This window comes from Sphingomonas sp. Leaf198, assembly GCF_001424005.1.
In the GTDB taxonomy this organism is placed as follows: Bacteria; Pseudomonadota; Alphaproteobacteria; order Sphingomonadales; family Sphingomonadaceae; genus Sphingomonas.
The window spans coordinates 522,488-547,442 of record NZ_LMPX01000003.1; the positions used below are offsets into that span (position 1 = coordinate 522,488).

The following is a 24,955-nucleotide window of genomic DNA, read 5'->3' on the forward strand; positions in this document are numbered from 1 at the left end:
ACCGTCTCGAGCCTCACGCCCCTCTCCCTTCCGTCGCCTAAGGCTCCTCCCTCCCTCTCCCCGAAGGGGCGAGGGATGTGGCGCTCACCCCGCAAACGCCTTTACCAGGTCGAAGAGGTAGTCGCGGCCGTCGTACAGGGAATTCACACGAATTCGTTCGTTGAGGCCGTGGATGCCGCCCATGTCCTTGTCGATGAAGACGCCGGGTGCGCCATAGACCGGGATCCCGATCGCTTCGAAGAAGATGCCGTCCGTCGCCCCGGTCGACATCAGCGGCAGGATCGGCAGGCCGGGGAAGTGCTTCGCCGCCACCTTGGTCACGGGCCCCATGATCTTCGGGTCGAGCGTCGGGGGGATCGCGGTCGGGCGCACCGGCTGGTTCGCCGTCACCGTCACCTTGGCCCCCGCCAGCTCCTTCAGCTTGGCGAGCGTGCCCTCCACCGTCTCGCCCGGAAAGATCCGGCAGTTGATGTTCGCGGTTGCGCGCTGCGGCAGCGCGTTCTCCGCGTGACCCGCGTTCAGCAACGTCGCCACGCAGGTCGTGCGCAACGTCGAATGCATCGCCTTGTCACGACTGACGATCGCATCCGCCGTCTTGTCCTCCGGATTCGCAAGCAACCGCGTGATCGCATCCCCCATCTCGCCCGGCATCGCCTTCGCACTCGCCGCGAAGAACGCCTTGGTCGTATCAGTGAATTTTACGGGAAACTCGTAGCCCTGGACTGCCTTCACCGCATCGGCGAGCTCGTAGATCGCGTTCTCGGGGATCGGCTGCGAGCTGTGCCCGCCCGGGTTGGTGGCGAGGAACGTGTAGTTCTGCGCAGCCTTCTCGCCGACCTGGATCGCCAGCAACTGGCGCTTGCCGTTGTCGTCGAGCCGCCCACCGCCGCCCTCGTTCAGCGCGAACTCGGCCGCGATCAGGTCGGGCTTCGACTTCGCCAGATATTGCGCGCCGTTCCACGCGAACGTCGTCTCCTCGCCGCAGGTCAGCGCCAGCTTGATCGTCCGCTTGGGTTTGTACCCGGACGTCTTGAAGCGGATCATCGCATCCGACCAGATCGCCGCCTGCGCCTTGTCGTCGACGGTGCCACGCGCGTAATAATAGCCGCCTTCCTCGATCAGCTTGAACGGATCGCGCACCCAATCCTCGCGCTTGGCCTCGACCACGTCGAGATGCGCGAGCAGCAGCATCGGCTTGATCGACGCGTCCGATCCCTTCAGCACCACGACCAGCCCGCCGTCCTTCGGATGTTCGGGCACCGAAAAATAGGTGATGTCGGTATCCGCATAGCCCGCCGTCTTCAGTCGCGCGCCGATCTGCGCCGCGGCCTGCGTGCAGCTGCCGGACGACAGCGTCGTGTTGGTCTCGACCAGTTCCTTGTAGAGCCCGAGGAACGCCTTCTGGTCAGGGCGCGACTGCGCCTGTGCCCCAACCGCCGTCGTCACGGGTGTGGTCAGAATCGCCGCCGTGAGTAGCCAACCAGTCGCGCGCATCGTCGTCCCCTTGTTCGTTTCTGTGGGGAGAGTTGCAGCGAACGCGCGGTTACGCAACCTCAGCGCCGCGGCTCGCCGCCACGACGCGTTCCGCGAGGCAATGCCAGCCTGACTTCACGGTTGGCGAAATCGATGTCGACGCGGCGAAACAACTGCAGCACATCCATCCCGAGCAGCATCGCGGGACGCTCGGACAATCCGAACTGCCGGAACGGCGGCGCATCGATCGCAGTGAATGCGACGGGCACGTCGCCGAGCGAAAGGCTGCCGATCGTGACGCGGTCGATCGTCGTGTAATCCGCGACCACGGTTTCGCCGGTGACGCCGGTCAGCGACACCGACTGCGACGGCCCAGCGCGGCCCAGTCCCTTGCGCGTCACCTTCCGGCGGAGCGCGCCATTGGCCATGCTCACGGACGTGCCGGTATCGAGGATCACGCGGATGCGGATGCCGTTGCAATAGGCATCGGTGACGACGAGCTGTCCGAACAGGCTGCGCGCTTTGATCACGATCTCGTCGGGACCTGCGCGTTCGCGATTCTGGCGTTTGCGCGAGGGGGTGACGGTCATCGTCTTCGTATCGAAGTCGATCGTCACCGCATGATCTTGCAATGTGTCGATCCCAAGCAGCCCGCGCGCACCGAGATTGATCGCGCTGATCGCCGGGGCCTCGATCGCGGCGCTGCCGATGACGCTCACCTTGAGCGAGGGGATCATGACGGTGCCGATGCTGTCCGAGCCGGTCATGCCGGTCACGCGGACGATGCGGCCAGGCGCAAGCCCGAGCGTGGCCGCGAGTTCACGGGAGATCACGGTCCGCTGCGCGCCGGTGTCGACGATAAAGGGGAATGGTCCTGCGCCGGAGATCGTCACGGGGACGGTCATTCGGCTTTCGTCGTCGCCGAACAGGAGCGTGGCTGGGTCTGGTTCTGCTGCGGATGTTGCACCGGGCGTGGGTGCAGCATTTGGGCGTGGAGAGACTGCGTCCTGAGCGCTAGCTTGGGCGGCGATGACTAGCAGTAGCGTGGCTAGCCACTTATGCATGCTGCAAATGCTGCGCCTGATATTGCGGGCACGCAATCGTTCGTTTGGGGAGGGGCTGAGCTATTCTGAAATCCTCCCCCGCAAGGGGGAGGTGGCGCCGTAGGCGACGGAGGGGGAAGAAGACGCGACAACGGTTTCCCTTGCCTCCCCCTCCGTCTGGCAAGTGCCAGCCACCTCCCCCTGGCGGGGGAGGATCTGACGGGTCGCTCAATCCGGCCGCATCGCATCCGCGATCATCGCTTCCGCCTCGATCAGCAGCGCGTCGTCCGAGCTGTTCGTCGAGATCTTCTCGCGCCCGATCAGCGTCAGCACCGGCACCGCAAGCGGCGTCACCCGCTCCAGATCGACATGCACCATCGTCGCCGCCGCGCGGTCGAGCAGCGACGCCAGCCGCCCGACATCGGTCATCCGCGCGCGCGCATCCGCCCACGCCGCCTCAAGCAGCAGATGCGTCGGCTCGTACTTTCGCAGCACGTCGTAGATCAGGTCTGTCGAGAACGTCACTTGTTTACCGGTCTTGCGCTTGCCCGGATGCTGGCGCTCGACCAGCCCGCCGATCACCGCGACCTCGCGAAACGCACGCTTGAGCAGATGCGATTGCTGCACCCATTCGACGAACTCGTGTTCGAGGATATCCGCCGAAAACAACGCCGCCGGATCGGTGATCTTCTCCAGCCCATACACCGCCAGCGCGTAATCATTCGCAACGAAGCCGAGCGGTTTCAGCCCCTGCGTCTCCATCCGCCGCGTGATCAGCATGCCGAGCGACTGGTGCGCGTTCCACCCCTCGAAACTGTACGCGACCATGTAATGCCGCCCCTCGCGCGGGAACGTCTCGACGAGCAGCTGGCCGGGCTCGGGCATGACCGAGCGATACGCCTGCATCTCCAGCCATTCGCGCACGTCGTCGGGGAAGCGCGCCCACTCGCCGGGGTGCGCGAGAAACCCGCGGACGCGGTCGGCGAGGTTGGTCGACAGCGGCATCCGGCTGCCACCATAGGTCGGGATCCGCGCGGGCTTCGACGTCGCGCGGACCACCAAATCCTCGAGATCGATCTTCATCACCTCGAGGCTGAGCCCTGCGAAGAAGAATGTATCGCCGTAACTCAACTGCGCCGCGAACGCCTCCTCGACGCGACCCAGCACGCGGCCATTGCCGAACCGCACGTTGAGCATCGTCGCCTCGACGATGATGCCTGCGTTCAGCCGGTGCTGGCCGATGAATTTGGGATGGCTGACGCGCCACGTCCCGTCCGCATCCTTCGTGAGCCGCTTGAACCGGTCATACGCCTTCAGCGAATAGCCGCCGTCGCTGATGAAATGGAGCACGCGCTCGAACGTCTCGGTCGGCAGCGCGGAATAGGGGAGGGCTGAGCGAATCTCGTCGAGCAGGTCGGCTTCACGAAACGGTGCCGCGCACGCACACGCCATCACGTGCTGCGCCAGCACGTCTAGCGCACCGACGCGGAAGATATCCGCATCGAGTTCGCCCGCGTCGACCGCGTCGAGCGCCGCGCGTGCCTCAAGATATTCGAAGCGATTGCCCGGCACGACGATCGCCTGCGAGGATTCATCGAGCCGATGATTGGCGCGGCCGATCCGCTGCAACAGCCGCGACGATCCCTTCGGCGCCCCCATCTGGATCACGCAATCGACGTTGCCCCAGTCGACCCCGAGGTCGAGGCTCGACGTCGCGACCAGCGCGCGCAGTTTGCCCTCCGCCATCGCGTTCTCGACTTTTCGGCGTGCTTCCTTGGCGAGGCTACCGTGGTGGACGCCGATCGGGAGATTGCCGGAGTTCACCTTCCACAGATCCTGGAAGATCAGCTCGGCCAAGCTGCGCGTGTTGCAGAACACGATCGAGGTTTCGTGCGCCTCGATCTCCGCCATCACCTGCGCGGCAGCATAGCGGCCCGAATGTCCCGACCACGGTACGCGACCCTCGGGCAGCAGGATCGCGATGTTGGGATCCGCCCCGGCCTCGCCCCGGACCATCGCGACCTGGTCGATATCACCATCGGGCGCGAGCCACGCTCGATAGCCGTCGGCGTCCGCGACCGTCGCCGACAGTGCGACGCGGCGCATCCCCGGCGAAATCTTCTGAAGCCGCGCCATGCACAGCGAGAGCAAGTCGCCGCGCTTGCCGGTCGCGAACGCGTGGACCTCGTCGACGACGATCGTGCGGAGGTTTTCGAACATCGTGATGCTGTCCGGATAGCTCAGCAGCAGCGACAGCGATTCGGGCGTGGTAAGCAGGATTTGCGGCGGCTTGATCCGTTGCCGCGCCTTGCGGTCCGACGGCGTGTCGCCGGTGCGCGTCTCGACGCGGATATCGACGCCCATCTCCTCGATCGGCGTCAGCAGGTTGCGCTGGACGTCGACCGCGAGCGCCTTCAGCGGGGAGACGTAGAGCGTGTGGAGACCCGTCGTCGGCGCCTCGATCAGCTCGGCAAGCGTCGGCAGGAACCCGGCAAGCGTCTTCCCCGCGCCAGTTGCCGCGACCAGCAGGGCATGATGCCCCGCGCGGCCTTCCGCCAGCATTTCCAGCTGATGTCGCCGCGGCCGCCAACCCCTCGCGACAAACCAGTTTTCCAAGGGGGAGGGGAGGTCGCTCACGGCCTGTTCACGCATTAGCGTCATATGGGGGCGTCGCGCCGCACCGCTATGGACCGCGCGCGTAACGACCGGCATTTCGGCCAAAGCTCTGTTGTGAAAGACGATCGGTGTCGCTTCTTCGTTATCTTCTGCCCCTGCCGTTGCTCGCACTTCTGCCGTTCGCCAATGCCACTGCCGCCGACAAGTCGTTCGTCGGCGGGGGCGGCATCGTCCGATTGTCCTACGCCTCCAGCCTGACGCCGACGCGCAATTTCGCCGGCCGGGCGCTGATGAATCGTGGCTGGCGGCAGATGTGGGACGGCGCGCCGGTCGGTCGCGGCGTCGGCATCGTCCGTTTCTGGGAGGTCGCCCGGCCGACCGACGGCCAGGGGCAGGTGACCGAGCTGATCCAGGTCGGCTTCAGTCGGAGCGCCGACGTGGTGGCGACGTGCGGCACGGCAGGGATGGTCTCGGGAAGCGCCAGGCGCCTGCCGAACCGGATGCTCGGCGGCCACCGCTGGACGGTCTACACCAATGGCGACGCTGGTATGAGCCAGCAGGTGAACGCGACCAACTTGCGCAGCGTCATCAACGGCGCCTGCTACGCGATCGATCGCGTGACGTACGCCGTGAAGGCGGCAGCCCCGGCCAGCCGCAACGCACCGACTCAGGCGGTCGCGGCGGCGCGGATGGATGCGATCCTGGCGACGATCAAGGTCGGCGGACGGCGCTGAACCGATCCTCCGCCGCCAAGAGGGAGGTGGCTGGCGCTTTGAGCGGCCGTTCGGTGGCCGTACGCTACCAACGGCACCGCATCCTCGCGTCACGCGTTACTCCCTCCATGGCAAAACTTGGCGACTGGCTCGAACCGCATCCGCACGGCATTCTCGTTAAGCCGATCGACGCGTGGATCGACCCGTCGATTCCGACTGCAAGAGCACTCGTCACGCACGGCCACGCCGATCACGCGCGCGGGGGGCACGAAGCGGTCTGGGCCACCCCCGAAACGCTGGCGATCATGGACGCGCGCTATGGCCCGCAGGCCGGTAACCCGATCGCGTACGGCGAGACGATCCGGATGGGAGAGGTGGACATCGGCTTCGTCCCCGCCGGCCACGTCCTTGGCTCCGCGCAGATCGTACTCGATTACCGCGGCGAGCGGATCGTCGTCTCGGGCGATTACAAGCGCCGCGCGGACCCGACCTGCACGCCGTTCGAACCCGTCAAATGCGACGTCTTCATCACCGAAGCCACTTTCGGCCTGCCGGTGTTCCGCCACCCCGACACCGGCGACGAGATCGACAAGCTGATCGCCGCGCTGCACGCCAATCCCGATCGCTGCGTCGTCGTCGGCGCCTATGCGCTCGGCAAGGCGCAGCGCGTCATCGCCGAACTCCGCGAGCGTGGCCACGAGGCGCCGATCTACATTCACGGCGCGCTGCAACGCCTGTGCGACCTGTATGCGGAACATGGCGTCAGGCTCGGCGAACTGCTCCCGGTGGCAGACGCCAAGAAAGCGGACATGGCAGGACACGTCGTGATGTGCCCGCCCGGCGCGCTCAACGATCGCTGGTCGCGGCGGCTGCCCGATCCGATCACCGCGATGGCGAGCGGCTGGATGCGCGTGCGGGGTCGCGCGCGGCAGAAGAACGTCGAATTGCCGCTGATTCTGAGCGATCACGCCGATTGGGACGAACTGATCGCCACGCTGACCGAGATCGCGCCCCGCGAGGTATGGGTCACGCACGGCCGCGAGGATGCGCTGGTCCACTGGTGCATGACCCGTCAGATCAAGGCGCGCGCGCTGGCGCTGGTGGGGTTCGAGGACGAGGACGATTGAGTCACGCGAAGGCGCGAAGAGAAGAGTGTTCACGCGGAGCCGCGGAGACGCGGAGGTGGTGCGTTTTTAGCAGTCGTCTCGCGTCAGCGAGACCTTCGATCACGTGGCCAGATAACAGGATGAAGCCCGCTGGCGCGGGAAACGGTCGCCAGTCCGCACCCCCTCCGCGCCTCCGCGTGAACCAACCTTCTTATCTTCGCGGCTTTGCGCCCCTTTGGCGAAGCTCAGGACAGGCTCGCGGGGATCAGCCGCCTTCAAGCGCCCGCGCCCGGCGGCGCTGCACCGAACTCCCGATCCCGAGCGCCTCGCGGTACTTCGCCACCGTCCGCCGTGCGATGTCGAACCCCTTGGCGTTGAGCAGTTCGACCAGCGTGTCGTCCGACAGGATCTTCGCCCCCTCGGTGTCGATCAGCGCCTTGATCGCCGATTTCACCGCTTGCGCCGACACCGCCTCGCCGCCGTCCGCCGACTGGATCGCGCTCGTGAAAAAGTATTTCAGCTCGTACAGCCCGCGTGCGCAGGAGACGTATTTGTTGCTCGTCACGCGGCTGACGGTCGATTCGTGCATCTCGATTGCGTCCGCCACCTGGCGCAGCGTTAGCGGCCGCAGATGCGCGACGCCCTTCAGGAAGAACGCTTCCTGCTGCTTCACGATCTCGGTCGCGACCTTGATGATCGTCCGCTGGCGCTGATCGAGCGCCTTCACCAGCCAGTTCGCGCTGGCGAGGCAGTCCGACAGCCACGCCTTCGACGCCTTGTCCTGCTGCCCGCCCGACAATTCGGTGTAATAGCTGCGATTGACCAGTACGCGCGGCAGCGTCGAGGCGTTGATCTCGATCGCCCAGCCCGCCTTGGTCCGCGCCACGAACAGGTCGGGCGTCACCGACTGCGCCGGCTCGCCGCCATAGCGGCAGCCGGGCTTGGGATCGTACCCGCGCAGTTCGCGGATCATGTCGGCCATGTCCTCGTCATCGACATCGCACATCCGCTTCAACCGCGTCAGTTCGCCGCGCGCGAGCAGGTCGAGATTGTCGATCAGCCGCGCGATACACGGATCGTAGCGATCGGCCTCGCGCGCCTGCAACGCGAGGCACTCAGCAAGATCGCGCGCGCCGACACCGGTTGGATCGAATGTCTGGATCGTCGCGAGCACGCGCTCGACGCGGACCAGCGGCACGCCGAGCCGGTTGGCGATGTCGAGTAGCGAGACCGTCAGGTATCCCGCCTCGTCGATCTGGTCGATCAAATGCGCGGCGATGAATGCGTCGTCGTGGGGAATCGCCGGACCGGCCTGCGCGAGCAGATGATCCGCCAGGCTGAGGCTGGTATCCGCGAACGCGTCGAGATCGGGTCCGTCCTCGCCGCCCGCTCCCCCCGCGCTCGCGCCGGTCATCGACAGCGCGCCGTCCATTCCGCTGCCGCCGTCGGCGACGCTGTCCTGCTGGTGGCTTTCGGTGGCGTAATCGACGTCGAGCGTCGGTTCGTCGCCTGCGCCAGTGCCCGCGACCAGTTCGTCGGCGGCGACGCGTTCGTCGCGGACTTCGGGGGCGGGTTCGCGGTCGGGCGCGTCGCTATCCTCGGCAGCGCTGGCTTCGAGCAACGGGTTGCGCTCGACTTCCTCGGCGATGAACCCCTCGATCTCCAGGTTCGACAGCGCCAGCAGCTTGATCGCCTGCTGGAGCTGCGGGGTCATCACCAGCGACTGCGACTGGCGGATGTCCAGGCGAGGGGCGAGGCTCATGACGCCCCGTCCGTTCGTGCTGAGCGAAGTCGAAGCACCGGCTCGCGTGGCAGCCCTTCGACTTCGCTCAGGGCGAACGGAGAAAGGGGCGTACCCATCGGCTTAAAGCGAGAAGCCTTCGCCGAGATACAGCCGGCGCACATTGGCGTCGGCGACCAGTTCCGCCGGCGAGCCCGAGAACAGCACGCGGCCATCGTAGATGATGTACGCGCGGTCGACGATTTCCAGCGTCTCGCGGACGTTGTGGTCGGTGATCAGCACGCCGATATCGCGGCGCTTGAGGTCCTTCACCAGATCGCGGATGTCGGCGATCGAGATCGGATCGATGCCCGCGAACGGCTCGTCGAGCAGCATGATCGACGGATCCGCCGCCAGCGCGCGGGCGATTTCCGCACGCCGCCGCTCGCCGCCCGACAGCGCCATCGCCGGTGCCGCGCGGAGGCGGGTGAGGCCGAACTCTTCGAGCAACGTATCGAGTTTCCGCTGGCGCGCCGCCTTGTCGGGCTCCGACAACTCCAGCACGGTGAGGATGTTTTTCTCGATCGTCAGCCCGCGGAAGATCGACGTCTCCTGCGGCAGATAGCCGAGGCCGAGGATCGCACGCCGGTACATCGGCAGCTTGGTGATGTCCTCGCCATCGAGCATGATGCGGCCCGAATCGGGTTTCACGAGGCCCATCACCGAATAGAAGCACGTCGTCTTGCCCGCGCCGTTGGGCCCGAGCAACCCGACGACCTCACCGCGCCCGACCGACACCGACACGTCGGTCAGCACGACGCGCTTGTCGTAGGACTTGGCGATCGAGACGACCTGCAAGCCGTTGCTGACGGGCGGCTCGGCGATCGGCTCTACGACCTCGATCGGGGGCAGCGTGGTGGCATCCATGGGATCAGGCCTCGCAATAATAGATTGCCGAACGCTTTACGCAGTCGCGGGTTGGCAGGAAACATGCATGAGCGCGCCGCCGGAGGGAAGCCCCCGCGGCACGCCTGCGCGTCAGTTGCGCTTGGGAACCGAGAAGGTGCCGCTGACCCGCCCGCCCGACTGAGTCACGGTGCCGCCACCGTTGGTCGCACCGCTGCTGCCGCCCACCGAAGACCCGTCGATCACCGCGCGTCCGGTGTCGAGGTTCATCGTCAGTCGTCCGCCGTTAACGACGTTGCCGCCCTGGTTGAGCGTCACGGCGCCCAGCATCGTGATCACGCGCTTGTTCAGATCGTAGATCGCGTACTGGCTCTTGGCGGTCTGGTCGGGACGCTTCACCGTCACGCCGCCCGACGCGTCGAGCCGCGACACTTGCGGGTTTCCGCCGATCACCTGGCCCGTATACGCCACCGTCATCCGCGCCGAATTCAGCGTCATCTCCGCCTGCTTGACCGCGACGTTGCCGGACAGAACGGCGCGGTTCGCCTTGTCCTGCAATTCGATATGGTCCGCGCTGAAATTGATCGGCGCATTCGAATCGTGCGGCTGCTGCGCGACCGCGGTCGTCGAAAGCAGCAGGAGGGAGAGTCCGAAACCGGCTGCTCCGAGCAAGGATGATGTGGCGCGCATGGCGGCTATTTCGGCCCTCTGGGTACGATCCGCAAGCGGGCATTGCCATCGAGCGTCACGGTGCGCTCTTCCAGGTTCGCGCGCAGCTTGTTCGCGCTGAACGTCCCCTGCTGGACGGTGCCGGTCGCAGCCCCCCCGCTTTCGAGCGTGCGCGCCTTCATGTCGATCGTCGCATTGGTCGTCTTCAGGTCGTAGCCGCCGGCCGCGGTGGCGTTGAGCGGCCCGAACAGCTGCACCTTTTCGGTGTCCATATCGTAGCGACCGGTGTTCGCCTTGATGTTGGCGGCGCCGTCGGTCAGCTGAATCTGCGCGGCGAGCTGGTTGAGCTGGACGATCGGTTCGGCCGAACTCTTCTGGATCGCAGACTTAGCATCCAGCGTGAACGCCTGGCCCTTGGCATCCTCGCCGCGATATTGCGCCGACTGGATCTTCATCCGCTCCTGCGCGACGTCGACCTTGTTCTTGTCGAGCAGGAACGACACGTCGCCCCCCGCGGTCAGCGGCGCCATGACCATCAAGGCCGCCAGCACGCCGATCGCGGTCGGCAGCGCGACGCGGGCGATCGCGACGAAGCGGTCGTGGCTGCCACCGGGCGCGGCCCAGTCCTGCCGCGCGCTACGCACGCGACGGGCGACGGGGGAGGGCGGCAGTCCCGTGGCGGAGGGCGCGTCCATCAAGCGTGCGCGAAAATGTCGATTTCGGGCCAGCCGGCGAGATCGAGCGCGGCGCGGGTCGGCAGGAAGTCGAAGCACGCCTGCGCGAGCTCCATCCGGCCCTCGCGAATCAGCCGCTTGTCGAGCTCGGTGCGCAACCGGTGAAGGAAGCGCACGTCGGACGCCGCATAATCCTTCTGTGCCTCCGACAATTCGGGGCTGCCCCAGTCCGACGATTGCTGCTGCTTCGAGATGTCCTGGCCGAGCAGCTCGCGCACCAGTTCCTTCAGGCCGTGGCGATCGGTGTAGGTGCGTATCAGACGCGAGGCGATCTTGGTGCAATACACTGGTGCCGCGACGACGCCGAGATAATGCTGGACCGCGGCGATATCGAATCGCCCGAAATGATAGAGTTTCACCCGCGCCGGATCCGCCAGCAGCGCCTTCAGATTGGGCGCATCATAGCCAGCACCCGCGGCAAATCGGACGAGATGCTCGTCGGGCCCGCCATCGGAAAGCTGGACCAGGCACAACCGGTCGCGAGGCGTGATCAGCCCCATCGTCTCGGTATCGACGGCGATCGCGGCACCGGCCGCGAACAGATCGGCGGGGATATCGCCTTCGTGGAGATGAACTGTCATGCCGTGGCCGTAGCGGTCCGCGACTGAACGCTCAATGGCCCAGTCGCAGGCAGCGATGTCGAATCGGGCGATAACATGGCCCGCGTGCTCCGTGTGCGACGAGCCGTGGCTTACAAGCGACACTTGCGTCAGTATCGATCCAAATCGCCCGCCTAAAGATCAGAATCTATTCGCGACGGCTTGTATTTTGCGCTACGGGTGTCCTCAAGGCGCAAAAGGTTTCGCGCTGGAAAACCTGCGTTCGTCGTCCGGCACAAGGGTTTTGAGAAATTTGCGGGCGAACCGGGAAGACGAACAGAGCTTATGGGTTTCGATAAAGGTGGCCGCGGGAACCGTGGCGGGCGTGGCCGCGACAAGCGCGACAGCTTCGGCGGCGGCGATAACGAGTTCGGCGGCGGCAGCAGCTTCGGCGGCGGTGGCGATCGGTTCGGCGGCGGCGGCGGCAGCAGCTATGGCGGCGGCGGTGGCTCGAGCTACGGTGGCGGCGGTGGCAGCAGCTACGGCGGCGGCAGCAGCTTCGGTGGCGGCAGCGGCGGTGGCGGCGGTGGTTACCGCGGCGGCGGCGGTGGCGGCGGCTTCTCGGGCGGCGGCGGCGGCGGCGGTGGTCGCGGCATGCCTCCCCAGGTGGTCGGCGAAGGCACCGGCGTCGTAAAGTTCTTCAATGCGCAGAAGGGCTTCGGCTTCGTCGTTCGCGATGACGGCGGCGAGGACGTGTTCGTCCACATCAGCGCCGTCGAGCAGGCCGGCATGGTCGCTCTTGCCGAGGGTCAGCCGCTCGGCTTCACGCTCGTCGACCGCGGTGGCCGTATCTCGGCAACCGACCTGAAGATCGATGGCGAGCCGATGGCCGTCACCGATCGCGGTCCGCCGCGTGACCGTGATGCCGGCCCGGGCGCGCCCCGTGGTGGCGATCGCGACCGTGACGGTGGTGCAGGTGGCGCACAGCGTCAGCTCACCGGCGAGAAGGCGACCGGTACGGTCAAGTTCTTCAACGCGATGAAGGGCTTTGGCTTCATCCAGCGCGACGACGGACAGCCTGACGCATTCGTCCACATCTCGGCCGTGGAACGCGCCGGCATGGCGACGCTCAACGAGGGCGACAAGCTCGAGTTCGAGCTCGAAGTCGATCGTCGCGGCAAGTACGCTGCGGTGAACCTGAGCGCAGGCGGCTGATCCAGCTGACTGACTCAGAACGCTGATCGTACCGTGCTCGGTAGGATAATGATTGCGGCCGGTCTTGCTTTGGCGGGATCGGCCGTTGTCGTTTCATCATCTTTGGTGTCGTCCGCGGCGCCTGCTCAGGGGCAGGCGGCAACTACGCCCGAAACGCACGTGCCGGTGCTGTCGGTGACGATCGTCGCGCGCTACCCGCACGATCGCACGGCGTTCACCGAAGGGCTGCTCTGGCACGACGGCGCGCTCTACGAGAGCACCGGGCAGGAGCGGCAATCCGACGTCCGCCGAGTCTCGCTCGCGGACGGCAAGATCCTCGCCAAGGCACGAATCGACCCGGCGCAGTTCGGCGAGGGTCTCGCGCTGTGGAAGGACCAGCTTGTCAGCCTGACCTGGCACGACGGCATCGCGCATCGCTGGGATGTCCGTACGCTGAAGCTCAAGGGGCAGAACCGCTACACCGGCGAAGGCTGGGGGCTGACGAGCGACGGCGTCTCGCTGCTCCAGTCCGACGGCAGCCCCGCCATCATTTTTCGCGATCCGCTGACACTGGCCGAGCGCCGCCGCGTGGCGGTGACGATCGACGGCCGGCCGTTACGCGACATCAACGAACTCGAATATATCCACGGCGCGCTGCTCGCCAACGTCTGGCACACCGGCTTCCTGGTCCGCATCGATCCCAAGACCGGCAAGGTCGGCGCAGTGATCGACCTCCGCCCGCTGGTCGCAGAGGTGGCTGCGACCGACCGCGAGGCGGTGCTCAACGGGATCGCCTGGGACGCCAAGGCCGACCGGCTGTTCGTAACGGGCAAATACTGGCCGACGCTCTTCGAGATAAAGATCGCCGCAGCACCGCGTTAAGCCGCGGCCGTGCCTTCTACAGCACTAGCGTTCCATGTTTTCCCGCGAGGCGGGAGCCCAGACTGGACTCCCGCCTTCGCGGGAGAACATGCAGGGCCACCGACCGCCTTCTGAACGCCGTCTCCAACCGCTGTCATTCGAGTTCCGTCATCCTGACGAAAGTCAGTATCCAGAGCCACGAGAGCTAGCCTGTTTTACCCTGGATCCTGACTTTCGTCAGGATGACGAAAGCGCGCCTTTCTGGAGAGGATCGCTTCGCAGATGGTGAGTTCAGCTAGAACCCCCGTCCAGCCGCCGGCGCGACCGCACGGATCGCCGCCAGCACATGCCGCAGCAACCCATCCGCATCGTGATGGATATTATGCCCGCCCGGCATCCCGACCTTCCGCGCGTTCGCGGTAGTCAGCAGCGGACACAGGCTGTCCGTCTCCTCCAGCCCGTAGATGCACGTCACCGGCGCCCAGGTCAGCCGATTGCCGGTCGTCGCCCCCATGCTGTCGGGCGTACCGTGATCGTAAAGCAGGCTGGACGGATCAGCGCGATAGAACACCGTGTCCCCCGGCAGGATCAAGACGATCGCGGCAACGCGCATACGTAGTTCGGTAGGCAGGTTGGCCAGCCCGGTCTGAACGATGTCGGCGCCGTAAGACTGCCCCATCACCACGACTCGCTTCGCCCCCGTCCGCGCCAGCGCCGTCCGCACGCCGTCCGCGATGATCGCATCGAGCTCCCGCCGCGTCCGATGATGCGCGAACAACGCCGGGGTCGTGATCCCGACCACCGGGATCCCGTGCTCGGTCAGCCCCCGCGAGGTCGAAGCGCCGAGCAGGAACCGAAGCCCCATATCACCCGAGAAGTTCACCACCGCGATCGGCGGCGGTCCCGATGCGTGCACGCCGATAGCCGGATACACATGCACCGGATCGCGATCGAAATAGCCGGCGAGGTACACGAACAGCACGACGATCGCGGAGATGATCCCGGAGACCCACGCGCCGCGACGGACCCGTCGTCTGGTTTTCCTGCGCGTAACGTCCATGCGGATCTCCCAAATGCTCATGGCGAGCCCAGACCGCGGCGATAGCGCCGAAATTCGATCCAGCAACCACGTGATGCCGTTGCGGGATCAGCCGATCACGTGATCATCCGCTTGAGCGTCTCGATCCGATCCGCCTCCGCCGCGGGCTTGTCGGTCCGGATCCGCGCGATCCGCGGAAAGCGCATCGCCACGCCCGATTTATGCCGCTTCGAATCATGCAGCGAATCGAACGCGATCTCCAGCACCAGCGTCTTCTCGACCTCGCGCACCGGCCCGAATCGATTCTGCGTGTGGTTGCGCACGAAGCTGTCGAGCATTTTGAGCTCTTCGTCGGTAATCCCTGAATACGCCTTCCCTACCGGGAGCAGCTCGCCCTCCTCGGTCCAGCACCCAAACGTGTAATCCGAATAGTAAGACGATCGCCGCCCCGACCCACGTTGCGCGTACATCATCACGCAATCGGCGGTCAGCGGATCGCGCTTCCACTTGTACCAGAGCCCCGCGCGCCGCCCGCCGACATAGGGCGAGTCGCGACGCTTGAGCATCACCCCTTCGATCGCCGCGTCGCGCGAGGTCGCACGGATCGCCTCCAGCGCGGTAAAATCCCCCGCCTCGATCACCGCGCTCAGGTCGAACCGCTCGGGGTCGAGCTGCGGCACGAACGCCTCCAGCCGCGCGCGTCGTGCCGTCCACGGCAGCGTCCGCAAATCCTCCTCGCCGTCGATCAACAGGTCGTAGAGCCGAACGAACGCCGGATAGTCCGCCAGCATCTTCGCCGACACGGTCTTGCGCCCGAGCCTCTGCTGGAGCGCGTTGAAGCTCGCCGCGCCGCCGCCATCCTCGAGCGTACCGCCCTGATGCTCACCCTTCACCAGCAATTCGCCGTCGACCGTCCCCGGCGTTCGGAACGCGGCGGCGATCTCAGGAAAGCTGGCCGTCACGTCGTCGCCGGTTCGGCTGTAGAGTCGCGTCTCGCCCGCAACGTGGACGATCTGGACGCGGATGCCGTCCCATTTCCACTCGGCGGCATAATCGGCGAGATCGACGCGCAGGTCTTCGAGTCCGTGCGCAAGCATGAACGGCCGGAATACGGGGACGTCCGCGGGGGTCGGCTGGTCTCCGGTCCCCTCAGCCCAGCCGAACAGGCTCGGATACGGCGCATCGAGCCCGTGCCAGACCTCCTCGACCGCATCGACATCGAGCCCGAACGCATCCGCCAGCGCGGTCTTCGCCAGCCGTGCCGACACGCCGATCCGCAATGCGCCGGTCGCCATTTTAAGCAACGCGAACCGCTCCTCGGCATCGGATCGGTCGAGCATGGCCGCCAGCGCACCAGGCGCATCGGCACGCGACAACGCCGCTAGCCGCTCGACGACATCGGTGATCGACAACGGCGTCGCATCGACCGGCACCGTCGGCTCGGGCCACAGCAGCGCGACCGTCTCCGCGGTGTCACCGACATAATCGCGGCTCATCCGGAATAGCACCGGGTCGACTCGCTCCTCGATCAACCCACGGATCACCGCCGACTTCACGCCCTTGAGATCGAGATCGCCGGTCAATGCCGCCATCGCCCAGCCCCGATCCGGGTCGGGCGTCGCGCGCAAATAGTCCGCGATCAGCTTCAGCTTGGCATTACGCGACCGGGTATAGGTGAGCGAATCGAGCAGGGCGGCGAAAGCGTGCATCCCCGTTCAACGCGCCTGCCGCCCGAAGGGATGCAGATACGAAACGACCGCCGCCGGATGTGCCCGACGACGGTCGTTTCGCGTTGACGGCCTTCGCGTCAGTCGATCGCGTTCTTAATCCCCTTGCCGGCGAGCAGCCCGAGCACGAGGAAGATCACGAACAACGCGATGGCGATGAAGAACAGGATCTTGGCAATCCCGATAAACGCACCGCCAACGCCGCCGAAGCCGAGTAACGCCAGCACGAGGCCAATGACGAGAAAAGTAACCGCGAGTTTCAGCATGTCGGCCTCCGCAAAGTGAGTTGGACTCGGTCAACCGGTCGGGCGGTGGTTGGTTCCAGTATCGTAACGAGCCCTGTCGAGGCGCCGGTCTAGACCAGGCGCAGAGCGCCGAGTGCGAGGACGATGCCGGTAATCAGGAACAGCACGCCGACCGCGATGCGCAGCGTCTTCAGCGGCAGTTTGCGCCATGCCGTCTCCCCCATCATCGCGGCGGGAACGATCACCACGAGCGAGCCGAGAGTGACGCCGATCGCCGCAAGCGCCGGAACCGGAGAGCGTGCCGCGAGCGCAAGCGCGATGAACTGGATGCCGTCCCCGAACGCGAGGATGAACAGCCCCAGGAACGCGGTGGCGACCGCGCCGATCTTCCACCGGTCGAGCCGTTCGGGAACCTTGGCCGGAAAAAACGCGCCGCCGCCCTGCAACATCAAGGCGAGCGCGAGCATGAGTTGTTGCGCATTGGAGGCGAGCTTCGGCCCGATCACTGTGCCCAGGGCCGCAGCCACGCTGCTCGCCGCGAGGATCGCCAATCCTGCCATCGCGATGACGAGCCCCGGTCGACGCAGGCGGTCCGACAGGATCGCGGCAAGCCACGCGGTCCGATCGCCGATCTGCGCCAGGCCTGCGGCAACCAATGCCGCCATCAATGCATCCATGCGCTATCCGGCCAGTCGGACCGAGCATGCCGCGGCAAAGGCGTGACAGGCCTGAACGTCCTGCCGTTCGCAACCGACCGCATCGCGCAGGATGCCAAGCCAGCCGTGCACCAGCGCGCCATGCTCGCCGCGGGACAACGCCGAGTCGACGAAATGCGCGACGGTGACCGCGGGGTTGAGACCGTTGCTATGCGCGATCACGCGAATCGCGTCGACTTCGGCGGCGATGTCGCAGGGCCGGGCGTAAGGCGCGCGGACGTCGATCGCCGCGATCCGCGCGGCGAGATCGGCCTTTACGGCGATCATATCATCGATTCGCCCGACCGCGTGTCCCGCTGCGTTTCGTACTGCCTGCCCCATGATCCCGCTCCTTTTCTCTGCATGGACGTTGCGCCCAGGCGGGTAAAGGCGCAGTTAAGTGCGTCGTCGGGCGTCGTTCTGTGCGGCAAAGCTTGACTTCGCGTCGTGCGTCCGCCATGCGCCCAGCCTGATCGAGCGGCGGCATGAGTTCGCCGCTTTCGCATTTTCAAGCCATAGGAATTTGGGCTCATGGCCAAGCCGACCACCGTCAAGATCAAGCTTCTCAGCACCGCTGACACCGGCTTCTTCTACGTCACCAAGAAGAACCCCCGTACCAAGACGGAGAAGCTCTCCTTCTCGAAGTACGATCCCGTCGTGCGCAAGCATGTCGAGTTCAAGGAAGCCAAGATCAAGTAATCGGGTCGGCGGCGTATGCCGTCGTCTGATTGCGACGATTCGAAAAGCCGCGGATAGCGATATCCGCGGCTTTTTGGTATTCCTCCCCGGAACGGGGAGGGGGACCGCGCGAAGCGGGGTGGAGGGGGATCTCCGCGGACGACCCGCTCCCCGCTATTCTACCTTACCGTATGGTTTGAACTACCCGACTCGTCGCGAAGGGTTCGTTCGTGGTGAGCCCCCTCCACCATGCGTGCATGGTCCCCCTCCCCGTACCGGGGAGGATTATACCAGCGTCCTCACCGCATCCATGAACCGCGCCAGGCTGATCGGCTTGGACACGTACGCATCCGCGCCCGCAGCCCGGATCCGCTCCTCGTCCTCGCGCCCCGCATAGGCCGTCACCGCCATCACCGGGATCGCCTTCAACGTCTCGTCAGCCTTCAGTTCGAGGATGATCTCGTAGCCGGTGACGTGCGGCATCTGGATGTCCATGATGATCAGGTCGGGCACGAATTCCCGAGCGCGTGCGACCGCTTCGCGGCCGTCGCGCACAGGTTCGACGGCGAACTGATGCGCACGCAACAGGTCACAGAATAGTTTGAGGTTCAGTTCGTTGTCCTCGACAACGAGCACCTTCTTTGCCACCGATCCACCTTATCCGGAAAGAAGGCACGATAGGCAATGCGCGACCGCGATTCAAACGAAGACGCCGAAGCGCTCGCCCTGCGCGCGCTGGTATGGACGCTGGTCGAGCCCGACCGCGCGATGCGGCTGTTGTCGGTGACCGGCCTTGAGCCGCACGACCTCCGCGCAAGGGCGAGCGATCCGACCGTGCTGTCCGCGGCGCTCGGCTTTCTCGAAAACCATGAGCCGGACCTGATCGCCTGCGCCGAATCGCTCGGCGTGAAGCCCGAGGCGCTGGTCCGGGCCCATGCCAAACTGGACCAGGGGGAGTTTGAAGCATGAGGCCGCTGCTGATCAGCGACTGCGACGAAGTGCTGCTGCACATGGTCAAGCATTTCGGCGTCTGGCTCGACGAGCGCCACGACATCGATTTCGCGATCCAGCACGGCGATTTCTCGACCGCGATGACGCGCCGCGATGGCGGCCCCCCGCCGTCCGTCGCAGACATGTGGGCGATGCTTGGCGAGTTCTTCCCCGCCGAGATGCACCGGCAGACGCTGGTGCCGCACGCGATCGACGCGCTCGAGCGGCTAGCGCAGGTGGCGGACATCGTCATCCTCACCAATCTCCAGGACGAATGCCGCCAGCCGCGGATCGAACAGCTCGCCAAGTTCGGGATCGAACACCGGGTCGAGTGCAACCAGGGCGGCAAGGGCACGCCGGTGTCGCGGCTGGTCGAGGAATACGGGTCGCCGGTGACGGTGTTCGTGGATGACCTCGCCGTGCATCACGAGTCGGTCGCCAGGCACGCGCCGGGGGTGCACCGGCTGCACATGGTCTCCGAGCCGACGCTGGCGGTGAACGTGCCGAAGGCGCCCGAGGCTCATGCGCGGATCGACGACTGGCGCGAAGCGGCGGACTGGATTTCCGCGCGGTTCGAGGCGGGTTTGCCGGCGGACGCGTGAGTCGTCTGTTCCCTCGCGAACGCGGGGGCCCAGGAGCCAAGAACGTCGTCGTCCGTAACCCTGGGTTGCCGCCTTCATGGGAGAACAGTTGCGGCAGTGAAGCAAACTTTCACGCCTCATCCGTCATCCCCGCGGAGGCGGGGACCCATATGGGCAATCGTCGCGATTATGTCCGCTAGCCAGTATGGGTTCCCGCCTTCGCGGGAATGACAGTTGGGGACTGGCAAGTTGTGGACGGAAACGTTGCGGCGTCCCCCCACTTGACCCATCGCCCACCGCTGTGGTGATACCTCATCCATGACCGATCGTATCGACCGCAAGCTCGAAGAGCTGGGCCTCACCCTCCCACAGGCTGCCGCGCCCGTCGCCGCCTATGTCCCGACCGTGCTGGCGAACGGCATGCTCCACATCTCGGGCCAGCTACCGTTCAAGGACGGCGCTCTGGTCAAGGGTCGCGTCGGAGACGACGTCTCGCTCGAAGACGCGCAGGAGGCGGCCAAGCTCTGCGGCCTGATGCTCGTCGCGCAGATGAAGGCGGCCCTCGGCACGCTCGGCCGCGTCGAGCGGATCGTGAAGCTCGGCGTGTTCGTCAACTCGACCGGCGACTTCACCGACCAGGCCAAGGTCGCCAACGGTGCGTCCGAACTCATGGTTGCGCTGTTCGGCGATAGCGGCAAGCACGCGCGCTCGGCAGTCGGCGTCGCCGTCCTCCCGCTCGGCGCGGCGGTCGAGATCGACGCGATCGTCCAGGTTTCCGCCTGACCTCCCCGGAGGCGCGCACGCGTCTCCATGTCTGGCCCTTGGAGGCGCGTCTCCGCGTCTCTACCTAGGCGGCAATGAACGCCGTCACAGCCCGCATCGCCCAAGGCGTCACCTCGATCGCGGCCGACGATTGGGAGGCGTGCTCCGGCACCGCCAATCCGTTCGTCGGCCATGCCTTCCTCTCCGCGCTCGAAGCGTCGAAAAGCGTCGGCGGCCGCTCGGGCTGGCAGGCGTTGCCGGTGGTGGTCGACGGTCCCGACGGCAAGCCCGCCGCGATCGCCCCCGCCTATGCCAAGAGCCACAGCCAGGGCGAATACGTCTTCGATCAAGGCTGGGCCGACGCGTGGGAGCGGGCAGGGGGGCAATATTACCCCAAGCTCCAGATCGCCGCGCCGTTCAGCCCGGTACCCGGCCCGCGCCTGCTTCTCCGTGACCGCGAGCAAGCCCCCGCGCTGATTGCCGCGCTGGAGGCTGTGACCGACCAGAGCAGGCTATCCTCCGCGCACGCCACCTTCATCGACCCAGACGAGGTACCGTTGTTCGAGGGGGCGGGTTGGCTGATCCGCCAGGGCACGCAGTTCCATTGGAAGAACGACGGGTACGCCAGCTTCGACGACTTCCTCGCCGTGCTCGCCAGTCGCAAGCGCAAGGCGATCCGCAAGGAACGCGCCGCCGCCGTCGAAGGCCTGACGATCCGCCACCTGATCGGCGCCGAAATCACGCCCGATCATTGGGATGCGTTCTGGGTCTTCTACCAGGACACCGGCAGCCGCAAATGGGGCCAGCCCTACCTGACGCGCGCGTTCTTCGACCAGATCGGCAAGACGATGGGCGACCGCGTCCTGCTCATCCTCGCCGAGCGTGACGGCGTACCGATCGCCGGTGCGCTCAACCTGATCGGCGATGACACGCTCTACGGCCGATACTGGGGCGCCACCGAGGAGGTGCCGTTCCTCCATTTCGAGCTCTGCTATTACCAGGCGATCGACGCCGCCATCGCGCGTGGCCTGAAGACCGTCGAGGCCGGCGCGCAGGGCGAACACAAGCTCGCGCGGGGGTATGCGCCGGTCGCGACCTATTCCGCGCACTACATCCCCGACCCGAGCTTCCGCCGCGCGATCGCCGACTATCTCGTCCGCGAACGCGAAGCCGTCGCCGAGCAGCAGGAGTATCTCGGCGAGCTTACTCCGTTCCGGCGGGGCGAGCAGCAGCAGCCCGGTTGACGCGGTACAACAGGCTGGTGCCGTCACGCCGGATCAGCGTCAGGTCGCGGACCAGCGCAGGATCGAACTTCGGCGGGTGGATCAGCCACACGTAATCGAATGCATCGCGCGGGAATTTCTCCAGCGCCATCGAGATCGGCCGCCAGAACTGGCCACGGCACTTGATGTCGCTGACGATCTCAGACGGATCGTGCGCAAAGCCCTTCGCCGCCGGATATTGCGTCGTCATCAACTGCGCGCCCGCCATCGACCACTGATCGTTGGTGAACGCCAATCGCCGCTCCAGCAGCAGTGCGGGCACATGCTCGAGCCGCGAATACGCCCAGTCGTCGCGACAGCGCCGCCCGACGAACGACACGACGCGCGACCGCTCGGGCACCGTATCGATCGCCGCGACCGCCTGGTCGTAGCTGCGATCGTACATCAGGTAACTGACCGTCGTCCCTGCCAGCCGCACGCCGAAGAACGCAAACCCCAGCACCGCGAGCACGGCGGCACCGCGCAACGACAGCCCATGCCGCGGCCGCAGTGCGATCACTGCGATCCCGAGCATGAACGGCGCGAGTCGCATGTCGGCATAGGCCGACCCGAACACGATCCGCGGCAACAGGATATACACGATCGCGAGGAACAGCGCCGAGAGGCTCAGGTTGCGCGAATACTCGATCGTCTGGTCGCGCACGCCGCGGAACAGGATCACGAACAGGACCGTCACCGACGCGATGTCGAACGTCATCCACCGATCGCGCAGGACCATCGTGATCCAGTTCATCTTCCAGCGCCAGTTGAACCAGTCCTGCGTCTTGCCGCCGACATGATCGCCCGACCGCCACACCACCATCATCACCATCGGCAGCGCGAGCGGCAGGCAGTTCAGCCCGGCCTGGATGCACGCCTTGAACCAGCCATGCGCCCAGCTCTTGGGATCGCTGTCGCGGCGGATGTCGTGCTGGCGGATCAGCTCGGCAGAGAAGGCAAGTACGCCCAGCACGCCCCAGCCGAACGTATGGCACAGCCACAACAGGCACGAGATCGGGATGAATATGGCGGTGCGCAGCCGGGTGCGCTTGAGCCGCCCCATCCGCAGCCACAGCGCGAACAGGTTCAGCGCCAGCGCCATCGCCAGCGCGAAATTCACGAATCCGAACTGGAAGGGGTAGCTGTAGGCGAGCGGGAGAGCGAACAACGCGGTCGCGGGGATTCGGCCATGCACCTCGCGCGCGATCCACAGCAGGCCCGTCACGGTCAGCGCGGGGATCGCCATGACGATCAGCTTCACCGCCAGCTGTAACCCGAAGATCGGCGCGAGCGGCTCGATCAGCAGGTCGATACCGAGGTTGCCGATCATCTGCCAGCGGAAGTTATACCATTGCGAAAGCCAGGGATTATCGCCGATCGCCAGCTGGACGCGGTAGCGCCCCATATGCCCGGGCAGGTCGACCAGTGGCGGGATCTCCGGCCACAGCAACGGTATGATCGACGCCAGCGCAACCGCGACGACGAAGCCACGCGTCTGCCACCACTTCAGCCGCCCCGTCATGCCGTCGTCCACTCGTTCCCCGCTACCGCAACGTCGTTACCGAATGCGATAGAGGCGGAGCCTCGCCCCGCGCAAGGGAAGACGTTCGAAGCCCGCCGGGGCATGGCCGGATTGCAGCATCGTTGCGAGGCTGTTCGGATAGCTGTGGGTCACGTCGATCTCGGAGAAATCGCCGGGGCAAAAGGCGACATAGGTAACGTTCCACTCACGGGCGATCGCCGCGCTGCGGTCGGGACGGCTGAGGAAATAGCGATACATCGCCATGTTGCCGCGGTTGTTGCGATGATACCCGGCGCCGACCGTCGACAGATGCGTCGCGCCGATCAGATAGGACGCCATGTTCGTCGGCGCCATCACGATACCCGGCGGATAGCGATCGACCTGCGCCCAGGCATCGCCGGTATTGCAGAGGATCTGCGGCGTCATCGGCGGCGGGATCCGTACGCCGGGAGCAAGGATACGGAGCGCCAGGGTGGGGGCTTCGGAATAGGCGATGCCCGACGATACCAGCCAGGCACCGATCAGCGCGGGCGCAGCCCAGGTAATTCGTCGCCGTGCCGCCAGAATCAGGCCGGCCAGTACCGGGACGACCGTCGGCGCACCGATATAGGTTCCCCGCGCCTGCGACAGCGAGACGAGCGCCGAGATCCCGATCACGCCGACCAGCGGCATCGTCACCGCCCAGCGCTTCGGTGCACGCGCGACCATCCAGACCGACGCGATGCACCCGGCGAGCAGCAGGCCACCGATCGACAGCGTGCGCGCAAACGGTTGCGCGAAGATGCTGTTCGCTTCGTCGATGTGCGGGAGGAAGGCCGCGCGCAGGAAGGGATCGACCATCCCATACGGCCCGGTCAGGCATCCCGGATAGGCGGCCAGCGTGCCACCCAGCGCAAGCGCACCGAGCACGCCGCCCGCGACGATCCGCGATCGCCATGTGCGCAGCCACGGTGTCGCCACGGCCAAGGCTCCAAGCGCTGCGGCGACAGCGAGCGTGCCGGTGGCGGACGCGGGCGTGAAGGCGTCGCACAGCGCGGCTGACCAATAACTGGGCCGCATCGCCACCAGGAAGACGCCGGTCGTCGCGGCCAGGGCTGCCGCGAACGCGGCTAACCGCAACCGTTCGCAGTCACCGGAGACGACCCAGAACATCGCCAGCGTGGCGACGAGGGCGGCGACTTGCGGCGCAGTTTCCAGCCCGATGACCAGGCTGGCCGCAACGGCGATCCCAGTGATGACGCCGCTGGCGATCGTCGGTCGGCGCATCATCATGAGGATGGCGATTTCGATGATGACGATCTGCAGCGCGTGGTGGTCGATCCGTCCCGGGAGGAACAGCGTGATCCCGGGATAGGCGATGCCCGCCAGAATGGCCGCGACGATGGCCGCGTCGTCTCCCCATAACCGGCGGGCGATCCGCACCGACAGGACGATGTTGCAGGCGAACAGCAGCGCCGGATACAGCAGCACCGCGGTCAGTTCGGCGCCGTGACGCCCGATCAGCGGCGTCGCCGCGAGGATGATCCCCGCGATCCCGAAATCGTTCAGCCGCGACCAGTGCATCGGTGCGCCGAGCGGGGGCGCCATGCGATATTGCGTCCAGTCGTCGAAGGCCTGGCCGTTAAGCCAGTCGCGCACCTGCGCCAGCCGCATCATGTCGTCGGCATCGGGCAGGATCAACTGCCCGACGCGGTGCCAGTCGGTGATCGCCCAGCAGGTCGACAGCAATGTCGCCAGAACCACCGCGACGATAATGTCGAAGCGAAGCGTATGTGCGCGGCGGGCATCGGGGGCGGGTACGTCGTCGAATGGCGGCGGGTTTGGCATGCGGTCATCCTGAGGCGAACCTCGTCGGCTTAGCGGCGAATAGTTAACCCTCT

At 66.0% G+C, this 24,955-nt stretch carries 25 protein-coding genes; 9 read left to right on the top strand and 16 right to left on the bottom strand.

Features of this window, described 5'->3' with window-relative positions:
- Window positions 1-84: 84 nt before the first annotated feature.
- From ASG20_RS15015 to ASG20_RS15025, 3 genes are all read right to left on the bottom strand, one after another.
- Window positions 85-1,494 carry a M20/M25/M40 family metallo-hydrolase gene (locus ASG20_RS15015; protein ID WP_056054419.1) on the bottom strand — a complete coding sequence of 470 codons (1,410 nt, stop codon included), beginning with the start codon at window positions 1,492-1,494 and terminating at the stop codon, window positions 85-87.
- 59 nt (window positions 1,495-1,553) lie between these two features.
- Window positions 1,554-2,378: an aspartyl protease family protein gene (locus ASG20_RS15020; RefSeq protein ID WP_236698779.1), complete on the bottom strand. Its 825-nt coding sequence runs from the start codon at window positions 2,376-2,378 to the stop codon at window positions 1,554-1,556.
- A gap of 366 nt (window positions 2,379-2,744) precedes the next feature.
- A complete protein-coding gene (locus ASG20_RS15025) occupies window positions 2,745-5,168 on the bottom strand; it encodes a ligase-associated DNA damage response DEXH box helicase (RefSeq protein ID WP_082470995.1) in 2,424 nt (807 codons plus the stop codon).
- 92 nt (window positions 5,169-5,260) lie between these two features.
- Between ASG20_RS15025 and ASG20_RS15030 the strand changes: the two genes are divergently transcribed.
- Complete coding sequence (locus ASG20_RS15030) at window positions 5,261-5,866, top strand: hypothetical protein (RefSeq protein WP_056054431.1); 606 nt, start codon at window positions 5,261-5,263, stop codon at window positions 5,864-5,866.
- 107 nt (window positions 5,867-5,973) lie between these two features.
- A complete protein-coding gene (locus ASG20_RS15035) occupies window positions 5,974-6,972 on the top strand; it encodes a ligase-associated DNA damage response exonuclease (protein ID WP_056054434.1) in 999 nt (332 codons plus the stop codon).
- A 244-nt stretch (window positions 6,973-7,216) separates the two neighbouring features.
- Here ASG20_RS15035 and rpoN read toward each other — a convergent pair whose 3' ends face one another.
- The 5 genes from rpoN to ASG20_RS15060 all read right to left on the bottom strand — a co-directional run bounded on the left by rpoN (window position 7,217) and on the right by ASG20_RS15060 (window position 11,561).
- Window positions 7,217-8,713 (bottom strand): RNA polymerase factor sigma-54, encoded by a 1,497-nt coding sequence (gene rpoN / locus ASG20_RS15040; RefSeq protein ID WP_056054437.1) that lies wholly within the window; start codon window positions 8,711-8,713, stop codon window positions 7,217-7,219.
- Between the two features lie 102 nt (window positions 8,714-8,815).
- Window positions 8,816-9,598, bottom strand: coding sequence for an LPS export ABC transporter ATP-binding protein (gene lptB, locus ASG20_RS15045; protein ID WP_056054439.1), 783 nt, complete (start codon window positions 9,596-9,598; stop codon window positions 8,816-8,818).
- Between the two features lie 111 nt (window positions 9,599-9,709).
- On the bottom strand, window positions 9,710-10,267 hold the full coding sequence (locus ASG20_RS15050; RefSeq protein ID WP_056054443.1) for an LptA/OstA family protein: 558 nt from the start codon (window positions 10,265-10,267) through the stop codon (window positions 9,710-9,712).
- 5 nt (window positions 10,268-10,272) lie between these two features.
- On the bottom strand, window positions 10,273-10,941 hold the full coding sequence (lptC, locus tag ASG20_RS15055) for an LPS export ABC transporter periplasmic protein LptC (RefSeq protein ID WP_056054446.1): 669 nt from the start codon (window positions 10,939-10,941) through the stop codon (window positions 10,273-10,275).
- Window positions 10,941-11,561 carry a ribonuclease D gene (locus tag ASG20_RS15060; protein WP_056054449.1) on the bottom strand — a complete coding sequence of 207 codons (621 nt, stop codon included), beginning with the start codon at window positions 11,559-11,561 and terminating at the stop codon, window positions 10,941-10,943. Before ASG20_RS15060 ends, lptC begins: the two co-directional genes overlap by 1 nt.
- A gap of 303 nt (window positions 11,562-11,864) precedes the next feature.
- Between ASG20_RS15060 and ASG20_RS20110 the strand changes: the two genes are divergently transcribed.
- Window positions 11,865-12,734, top strand: a complete 870-nt coding sequence (locus tag ASG20_RS20110; protein ID WP_056054452.1) for a cold-shock protein — start codon at window positions 11,865-11,867, stop codon at window positions 12,732-12,734.
- Between the two features lie 105 nt (window positions 12,735-12,839).
- Window positions 12,840-13,595, top strand: coding sequence for a glutaminyl-peptide cyclotransferase (locus tag ASG20_RS15070; protein WP_231420615.1), 756 nt, complete (start codon window positions 12,840-12,842; stop codon window positions 13,593-13,595).
- Between the two features lie 274 nt (window positions 13,596-13,869).
- On the opposite strand, the gene ASG20_RS15075 is transcribed toward ASG20_RS15070, so the two are convergent.
- From ASG20_RS15075 to ASG20_RS15095, 5 genes are all read right to left on the bottom strand, one after another.
- Entirely contained in the window at window positions 13,870-14,634 is a 765-nt protein-coding gene (locus tag ASG20_RS15075; RefSeq protein WP_056054458.1) for an AcvB/VirJ family lysyl-phosphatidylglycerol hydrolase, read from the bottom strand.
- 95 nt (window positions 14,635-14,729) lie between these two features.
- Complete coding sequence (locus tag ASG20_RS15080) at window positions 14,730-16,322, bottom strand: cisplatin damage response ATP-dependent DNA ligase (RefSeq protein ID WP_056054461.1); 1,593 nt, start codon at window positions 16,320-16,322, stop codon at window positions 14,730-14,732.
- Window positions 16,323-16,420: 98 nt separating this feature from the next.
- Window positions 16,421-16,606 (bottom strand): DUF1328 domain-containing protein, encoded by a 186-nt coding sequence (locus ASG20_RS15085; RefSeq protein WP_056054463.1) that lies wholly within the window; start codon window positions 16,604-16,606, stop codon window positions 16,421-16,423.
- Window positions 16,607-16,695: 89 nt separating this feature from the next.
- A complete protein-coding gene (locus tag ASG20_RS15090) occupies window positions 16,696-17,250 on the bottom strand; it encodes a TMEM165/GDT1 family protein (RefSeq protein ID WP_231420562.1) in 555 nt (184 codons plus the stop codon).
- A 15-nt stretch (window positions 17,251-17,265) separates the two neighbouring features.
- Window positions 17,266-17,568 (bottom strand): hypothetical protein, encoded by a 303-nt coding sequence (locus ASG20_RS15095; protein ID WP_231420561.1) that lies wholly within the window; start codon window positions 17,566-17,568, stop codon window positions 17,266-17,268.
- Window positions 17,569-17,811: 243 nt separating this feature from the next.
- On the opposite strand from ASG20_RS15095, the gene rpmG reads away from it, so the two are divergent.
- Window positions 17,812-17,979 (top strand): 50S ribosomal protein L33, encoded by a 168-nt coding sequence (gene rpmG, locus ASG20_RS15100; RefSeq protein ID WP_055881863.1) that lies wholly within the window; start codon window positions 17,812-17,814, stop codon window positions 17,977-17,979.
- A gap of 264 nt (window positions 17,980-18,243) precedes the next feature.
- Here rpmG and ASG20_RS15105 read toward each other — a convergent pair whose 3' ends face one another.
- The gene (locus ASG20_RS15105; protein ID WP_056054474.1) at window positions 18,244-18,606 is read right to left on the bottom strand and encodes a response regulator; all 363 of its coding nucleotides are present in this window, start codon (window positions 18,604-18,606) and stop codon (window positions 18,244-18,246) included.
- 36 nt (window positions 18,607-18,642) lie between these two features.
- Between ASG20_RS15105 and ASG20_RS15110 the strand changes: the two genes are divergently transcribed.
- The 4 genes from ASG20_RS15110 (at window position 18,643) to ASG20_RS15125 (ending at window position 21,535) form a co-directional block, all read left to right on the top strand.
- A complete protein-coding gene (locus ASG20_RS15110; protein ID WP_056054478.1) occupies window positions 18,643-18,927 on the top strand; it encodes a DUF3572 domain-containing protein in 285 nt (94 codons plus the stop codon).
- Entirely contained in the window at window positions 18,924-19,550 is a 627-nt protein-coding gene (locus tag ASG20_RS15115) for a hypothetical protein (protein WP_056054481.1), read from the top strand. The genes ASG20_RS15110 and ASG20_RS15115 overlap by 4 nt, the downstream gene beginning before the upstream one ends.
- A gap of 297 nt (window positions 19,551-19,847) precedes the next feature.
- A complete protein-coding gene (locus ASG20_RS15120; protein ID WP_056054484.1) occupies window positions 19,848-20,312 on the top strand; it encodes a RidA family protein in 465 nt (154 codons plus the stop codon).
- A 74-nt stretch (window positions 20,313-20,386) separates the two neighbouring features.
- A complete protein-coding gene (locus ASG20_RS15125) occupies window positions 20,387-21,535 on the top strand; it encodes a GNAT family N-acetyltransferase (RefSeq protein WP_056054487.1) in 1,149 nt (382 codons plus the stop codon).
- Here the strand turns inward: ASG20_RS15125 and ASG20_RS15130 are convergent.
- Complete coding sequence (locus tag ASG20_RS15130) at window positions 21,495-23,075, bottom strand: hypothetical protein (RefSeq protein ID WP_201780730.1); 1,581 nt, start codon at window positions 23,073-23,075, stop codon at window positions 21,495-21,497. The genes ASG20_RS15125 and ASG20_RS15130 overlap by 41 nt on opposite strands.
- 36 nt (window positions 23,076-23,111) lie before the next feature.
- Entirely contained in the window at window positions 23,112-24,902 is a 1,791-nt protein-coding gene (locus ASG20_RS15135) for a hypothetical protein (protein WP_056054490.1), read from the bottom strand.
- Window positions 24,903-24,955: the final 53 nt, after the last annotated feature.